Genomic DNA, 6,863 nt, shown 5'->3' with positions numbered 1-6,863 from the left:
CCGGGTCCGGCACATGGCGCCGTCCGCCCGCGGGGCGGGGCCCGCGGCGGATGGTGCGGTGCGTCGCAAGGCGGAGGGTCGGCGTTGTGGATGGACCGGGCGTACTCGGCCGTCCGGCCACAACGCGGCGAGGTGCCCTGCCAGGCTCCGCCGGCCAGGCGGGGCGGGACGTGCCGGACACGGCCCAGGCCGTGTCCGGGCCCGCCGGGCCGGCTTGTCGCGGCTACAGCCGCTCGAAGCCGCGCATGCGCTCCCAGTCCGTCACCGACGTCTCGAACGCGGCCAGTTCGGTACGGGCCGCCTGCGCGTAGTGCGCGACCACCGGCTCGCCGAAGACCTTCGCGGCGATCTCGCTGCTCTCCCAGCGGTGCAGCGCCTCGGTGAGCGTGCCGGGCAGCCGGGGCACCGACGGGTCGGCGAGCGCGTTCTCCCGGTGCGGGGGCGGGAGTTCGAGCCGGTTCTCGATCCCGTACAGACCGGCGGCCACCGCCGCCGCGACCGCCAGATACGGGTTGGCGTCACCGCCCGGCACCCGGTGCTCGACACGCATCGAGGACCCCGCCCCGACCACCCGTATCGGACACGTCCGGTTGTCGCGGCCCCAGGTGATGCCGGTCGGCGCGAAGGCCCCCGGCTGGAGGCGCTTGTAGGAGTTGATGTTCGGCGCCATCAGCAGGGTGAAGTCCGGCAGACAGGCGAGCTGGCCGGCGACGAAGTGCCGCATCAGGGCGGACAAGCCGTCGTCGGCGGACGCGTCGGCGAGGACGGCGGTGCCGTCCGTGCCGCGCAGCGACAGATGGACGTGGCACGAATTGCCCTCGCCCTCGTCGAACTTGGGCATGAACGTGAGCGCCACACCCTCCTGCGCGGCGATCTGCTTGGCGCCGTTCTTGAAGAAGACGTGGTTGTCGCAGGTCGCCATCGCCTCCGCGTAACGGAAGACGATCTCGTACTGCCCCGCGTGGCACTCCCCGCGCGCCGTCTCCATCGCGAGCCCGGCCCGTCCCATCTCGCGGCGGATACGGCGCACGACGGGCTCGATCTCGGTCAGGCCCTGGAGCGCGTAGTCGACGTTGTACGTGGTCGCCGGTACCAGGCCCTGGTAGCGGGTCTCACGGGCGGCGCGGTAGGTGTCGAGGAAGACGAGGAATTCGAGTTCCGTACCGGCCAGCGCGGTCAGCCCGCGCTCGGCGAGGCGGTCGAGCTGCGTGCGCAGGATGTGGCGGGGGGCGACGGCGACCGGTGAGCCACCGGCGCCCGGCCAGTGCGCGTCGGCGATGACGAGCGCCGTGCCCTCGTCCCAGGGGAGGTGCGTGCGCAGGGTCGCGGGGTCGGGCCGCAGGAGGAAGTCGCCGAAGCCGGTCTTCCAGGCGTCGATGGCGTAGCCGGGGCGGGTGTCCATCTCCACGTCGGAGGCGAGCAGATAGACGCACGCGCCGAAGCCGGGACCGTCCCCGGTGCCGGTGCCTTCGCTCTCGTCGAGGAAGTACGGGACGGAGAGCCGGCTGCCCTGGAGCCGCCCCTGGATGTCGGGGACGGCCACGATCACCTCCTCGACCCGCCCGGCGGCGGCCTCGGCCCGCAACTGCTCGTAGGGGTCGCTCATTTCAGGTCCTCCGTTCGCGCCAGCGGGTTCGGCACGGTGCCGTGCACGACGTCGAAGCCCTCGTCGCGCTCCGAGCGGTCGTGGAAGCCGCCGCCCAGGAGCTGTTCGCGGTTGAGCGCGACGCGGTCGAAGGACGGGGCGAGGAGCCCGTAGGAGTCGAAGCGGTCGGCCAGCTCCGGGAAGCGGGCGTGGTAGCGCTCGATCTCGGCGCGTACGAGGGACCAGAACTCGTCCTCGGGCACGCCCAGTTGACCGGCGCACAGCGGGGCGAAGAACCGGAAGTGTCCGGCGAAGACCGCGCTGAGCAGCGAGTGCGCCAGCTCGTGGGCGGGCCAGCGCAGCAGGACGCGGTCGGCGCGCCCGGAGAGCGTGGCGTACTCCGGCCGGGCGCCGGGCAGCAGGTTCACGTCCTCGGCGAAGTCCTTGACCGCGATACCGATCGGGATCTCGTCGCGGTCGAAGAGGACGACGGTGTTCTCGCCGTGCGGGCAGAAGGCGACACCGTAGCGGTAGAGGTAGTGCAGCAGCCCCGGCAGCAGCGCCCCGAAGAATCGTTCCAGCCAGGCCGTGGGCGTGAGGCCGGAGCGCTCGACCAGTTCGGCGGTGAGCGCGCGCCCGTCGGAGCCGGTCTTGAGCAACGCGGCCATGGTGCGGGCGCGTTCACCGGCGCCGGTGTCGAGCAGCGCGGCGACCGGCTCGCGCCAGACTGCGCCCAGGAGTTCGTGGTAGCGGTACGGGGCGTCCTCGACCGACTCGTACAGCGGATGTCCCACGGCGACGGCCGCGACCTCGCCGAGCGGATGGATCCGCAGCTCCTGGCTCAGATACGGGTCGGCGTCCCGTACGGAGTGCAGCCAGGCGCTCACGTCGGGCGCGGCCTCGGTCGGTGCGGTCGAGAGCCCGCGCCAGACCAGGGTGTTGCGGATCAGCAGCGGGACCTTGACGTTGCGGCGCTGCGGGTGGTCGATGTTGGCGAGGGTGCGTATCGACTGGAGGGGACGGTAGCGGTCGTCGCTCTGTCCGAGCAGTACGACGCGGCCCTCGGCGAGATACGGCGCGAAGAGGGTGGCGACGGCCTCGTCCCAGTGGAAGGGGTGCACCGGCAGCCAGCTGAACCCGGCTCCGTTCAGGCCGGTTCGGGCGCACGCCCCGGCAAGGACGGCGGCGAACCGCTCGCGCGTCGCCGGGTCCAGTTCCTCGGCGAGCAGCCGTTCGGCGTCGAGCCCGGGTACACCGGAGTACACGGCGAGGTCGCTGTGCACGGCGGCCCACAACAGCCGTACGGCGGGGGCCGATTCGGGTGCGTAGGCGGCGGCGTCGGACGCGGAGAAACCGAGGCGGCCCTTGTTGAGGAGCATGCAGGGATGCCCGTCCTGGTACGCCTCCAGCTCCAGATGGTCCAGATCGGCCAGCTCGGCGGCGGGCAGCGCTCTGACGATCGCCTCGGCGCCGGCCCGCCGGGTGGCGGTCAGCTCACGCAGGACCTCGGCGGTGGTGGCACCGTCCCACCCGAGCACGCCGCGCGCGTCGAGCAGCAGGCGCTCGGGCCCGGCCTCCTGGCCGTCCGGGACGTCCGGGTGACGGAGCAGGCTGCCGGGCTCGACGCGCCAGGTGCCGAAGGTGCCGCGCGCGGCGCGCAGCGTCCAGTGGACGTCGTCGCCGAGGTCGAGCCGGTAGAGACCGGCGGTCCCGTCGCCGGGTACGGGGACGCCGTCGGGTACGGGGACGGGTACGGGGACGAGCAGTTCCTCGTACGCGAACTCCTCGACGGCCTTGATCAGCAGCCGTCGGCCGGCCTGCTCCCAGGCGTCCAGGTCGGGGTGGTTCATCGGACGTTCTCCTCGGAGACGACGGAATGGGCGGAGGCGGGAGCGGGCAGGTCGGGGTGGGCGCCGCCGGAACCGGGGCGCGGTACGCCGAACGTCGTCCACGCCGCCCGCTCCGGGACCCGCAGCACCGTCCGCCCCGCCACGGCGTTCAGGATCGTCGCCGCGCGCCAGGCGCCGAGCGTCAGGTCGGGCGCGCCGACGCCGTGCGTGTGCATCTCGGCGTTCTGGACGTACAGCGTGCCCGAGACCCCGGGGTCGAGCGCGACGCGGTAGTCGCCGTCGACCCGGTACCGGCCCTGTGCGTCCCAGTCCACGAGCGTGCCCAGACCCTGCGCGCCGCCCTCGCCTTCCTCGCCGTCCTCGCAATCCTCGCCGTCGAGGAAGGCGGGCCGGGACGCCGCGTACCCGGTGGCCGAGACGATCGCGGACGTCCGGAACTCGAAGAGCGCGTTCTGTTGTGCATGACGGCACGTCAACACATAGCCCCGGTCCGCCGGTTCTGCCGCGACGATCTCGACTCCCGGATGCAGCGCGGCTCTTGGGTCCGCCCCGCCGATCGTCCGCTCGTACAGTTCGTCGTGCAGTTCGCCCAGCGTCTCGTCGCTGACGCCCTTGTAGAGCTGCCACTGTTCGCGTACGAGCTGCTCCCGCCGGTCCTCCGGGAGGGCGCGGAAGTAGCGGATGTAGTCGGGCGTGAAGTGTTCGAGCCCGATCTTCGAGTACTCCATCGGCGCGAACGCGTTCGTACGGGCGAGCCAGCGGACGTACGGGCCGCCCGCCCCGGCCCCGTCCTGGTGCCGCAACAGGTCCAGCGCGACCTCCGCGCCCGACTGGCCGGCGCCGATGACGGTCACGTCGTCGCAGGCCGCGAGGCGTGCGCGGTGCGTCCGGTAGTCAGCGCTGTGCAGCACCCGGCCCGTGTGCGCGGTGTCCGCGAGGAGCGGGCGCAGCGGCTCCGGCACGACCGGGTTCGTCCCCACCCCGAGGGCGATCTGCCGGGCGAGGACGCGGGTGAGGGCGCCGTCCGCCGTGCGGTGGACGACGACGAACAGCTCACGCCGCGCGTCCCACCCCAACCGGTGTACGTACGCGTCGAACTGACAGGACGTCAGCCCCTCGGTGACCCAGCGGCAGTAGGCGTCGTACTCGCGGCGCGGTATGTGGAAGCGCTCCGAGAAGAAGAAGGGGAACATCCGGTCGTGGTGGCGCAGATAGTTGAGGTACGACCACGGGCTCGTCGGATCGACCATCGTCACTAGGTCCGCCAGGAAGGGGACTTGGAGGGTGGTGCCCTCCATCAGCAGACCGGGGTGCCAGGAGAACGCCGGTTTCGCGTCGAGGAACAGCGTGCGCAGCTCCGGGGCGCCGTCCGCCAGGGCGGCGAGGGAGAGGTTGAACGGACCGATGCCGACGCCGACCAGGTCGTACACAGGGGTACCGAATGCGGACTCGGGCTCGGACTCGGTCACCGCTGGGCCTCCGCGAGGGGGTTGGTCAGGTCGACGTAGACGGACTGGGACTCGACGTCCCCGACGAGCTCGTCGAGCCCGTCCACGCAGGTCAGGTAGTTGCCCTTGCAGCGCAGCACGGGCGCGTCCAGCAGCAGGTCGAGCAGGGCCTTCGCCCCGGGCTCGGCGGAGCGCAGCCGCTCCAGCCGGGCGCGCAGCACGCGCAGCAGGCCGTCCTCGTCGGCCAGCCCGAGCGCGCCGAACGCGCCGACGAGGCCGAGGAGGTTGTTGATGCCGAGGTAGTACGCGACGCGCTCGTCCACGAACGCGTCGTCGAAGACGAGGTCGAGCCCGTCGGCCGCGCCCGGCAACAGCCGCTCCACGTCGGCCGCGTGGGAGGCGGCGACGTAGTAGCCCTGGCTGTCGCGGTACCAGCCGGCGCACGGCAGCCCGTCCGTGTCGAGCGCGACGAGCGTGTTCTGGTGGTGCGGCTCCAGCGCGATGCCGTACCAGGCACGCAGACGGATGAGCGGCACGGCGAGCACGTCCAGGTACGCGGCCAGCCAGCGCGCGGACGCCTCGGCGGTGGAGACGCCGTGGGCGCGGGCGGTACGGGCGACGGCCTCGCAGAGCAGCGCGCGGTGCGCGGGCGGCGAGCCGTCGCCGGGGCCGGTCCGTTCGGCCACCAGCCCGGCGACACAGAGCCCTTCGAGCCCCGCGCCCCGGAAGGGGTTGTCGCGTACGGCGGTCTCCAGCCCGGTCTCGGCGTCCCCGTCTGCGCCGGCGGACACCCAGCCGAAGTCGCGCAGGATCGCGAACTCCGGGTGCTCGGCGCGCAGCCGCCCGGCGGGCCCGGCGGCCAGCAGCCGGGCGGCGCGGACACCGAGCCGCATCTCGGAGCGGAGGTTGTTGCGGCGGGAGTTGGTGATCCGCATACCGAGGGAGAGCTTCAGCATGACGTCGGCGCCGGGCCGGTGCACGGTCCGCACGGACGAGGTCGGGTACCAGTGGGGCCCGGCGGGCCCGAGCGGCCGCAGCAGCCCCGCGTCCACGAGCGCGCTGACGGCGGGCCTGGCGAGCACGTCACGCGCCTGCCACGGATGCGCGGGCACCACGGCCATCCCGTCCGGCACGGACAGCCCGAGCCCGTCGGTGAGGGGCCGCAGCAGTTCGGCGGGGGTGCGGCCGTCGGCGCTCTCGCCGACGACGGCGTCCGGGTGCACGGCGAACCAGTGCAGCGGGAACGATCCCCTCAACTCCGGTGAGTACGCGTCGAGTTCGCTGTCCGAGGCCCCCTCGCGGCTCTTGGGCGCGGGATGGAAGGGATGCCCGAGGAGCAACGCCTGCTCGGCGTCGAGGAACGGCGTCACCCCTCGCGCACCCGGCTCCTCGGCCCGCCGCCGTACGAGATGCACGCCGGTCCGCGCGGCGGAGCTGATCACCCGCCCGACGGCATCCGCGCCGAGATGCGGCGGCGCGCCGCGTCCGAGGGTGGACTCCCGTACGAGGGCGGCGGCGACGAGCCCGACGTCGGCGGGCAGACTGCCGCCCTGCCCGGAGGTGACGACCCGCACGCGCCCGAACCGGTGCCACCCGGTGGCGGACCGGTACAGCACGCGTACACGCAGGTTCAGCGCACTGCACGGCAGACGCAGACGGAGCAGTCCGCCACTGGGAGGCACGTCGGTCCCGGTCTCCCGGACGTACGCGCGGAGCAGTGTCTCGACGGCGACGGAGTCGGCGGCGCGGAGGGGATCGGGGTGATCAAGCGGATCCCCGCCGGCCACCCCTTGAGGACCGGCGGCCCAATGAAGCCCCTCCACCTCTCCAGGGCCGGCGGCCCCATCAAGCCCCTCCGGCGATTGAGGAGCGGGGCCCGGGGCAGCGCCCCGCTCGACCCCGCTCACAACCCCTCCTCCACCGCACCCGCGGCCACCACCGCATCCAGCAACCGCTCCACCTCCGCCACCGTCGCGTGCG

General features: G+C 73.2%; 4 protein-coding genes. All 4 read right to left on the bottom strand.

The features are described 5' to 3' along the window. Positions 1–223: 223 nt before the first annotated feature. Genes GXP76_RS32745 through GXP76_RS32730 form a run of 4 tightly spaced genes read right to left on the bottom strand, consistent with a single transcriptional unit; the run spans position 224 to position 6,670 of the window. Positions 224–1,606, bottom strand: a complete 1,383-nt coding sequence (locus tag GXP76_RS32745; RefSeq protein WP_242575254.1) for a glutamine synthetase family protein — start codon at positions 1,604–1,606, stop codon at positions 224–226. Next, positions 1,603–3,435, bottom strand: coding sequence for an IucA/IucC family siderophore biosynthesis protein (locus tag GXP76_RS32740; protein WP_242575253.1), 1,833 nt, complete (start codon positions 3,433–3,435; stop codon positions 1,603–1,605). The genes GXP76_RS32745 and GXP76_RS32740 overlap by 4 nt, the downstream gene beginning before the upstream one ends. Further along, positions 3,432–4,904, bottom strand: coding sequence for a lysine N(6)-hydroxylase/L-ornithine N(5)-oxygenase family protein (locus GXP76_RS32735; RefSeq protein ID WP_242575252.1), 1,473 nt, complete (start codon positions 4,902–4,904; stop codon positions 3,432–3,434). The genes GXP76_RS32740 and GXP76_RS32735 overlap by 4 nt, the downstream gene beginning before the upstream one ends. Further along, on the bottom strand, positions 4,901–6,670 hold the full coding sequence (locus GXP76_RS32730) for an IucA/IucC family siderophore biosynthesis protein (protein WP_242575251.1): 1,770 nt from the start codon (positions 6,668–6,670) through the stop codon (positions 4,901–4,903). Before GXP76_RS32730 ends, GXP76_RS32735 begins: the two co-directional genes overlap by 4 nt. Positions 6,671–6,863 lie beyond the last annotated feature (193 nt).

Source organism: Streptomyces sp. NP-1717, from assembly GCF_022695985.1.
In the GTDB taxonomy this organism is placed as follows: domain Bacteria; phylum Actinomycetota; class Actinomycetes; order Streptomycetales; family Streptomycetaceae; genus Streptomyces.
This window is presented reverse-complemented; position numbering and strand designations above follow the sequence as displayed.

Bases quoted from the DNA above. Each gene is read 5' to 3' on its own strand.
- GXP76_RS32740 (WP_242575253.1), bottom strand. From the start codon at position 3,435: ATGAACCACCCCGACCTGGACGCCTGGGAGCAGGCCGGCCGACGGCTG.
- GXP76_RS32745 (WP_242575254.1), bottom strand. From the start codon at position 1,606: ATGAGCGACCCCTACGAGCAGTTGCGGGCCGAGGCCGCCGCCGGGCGG.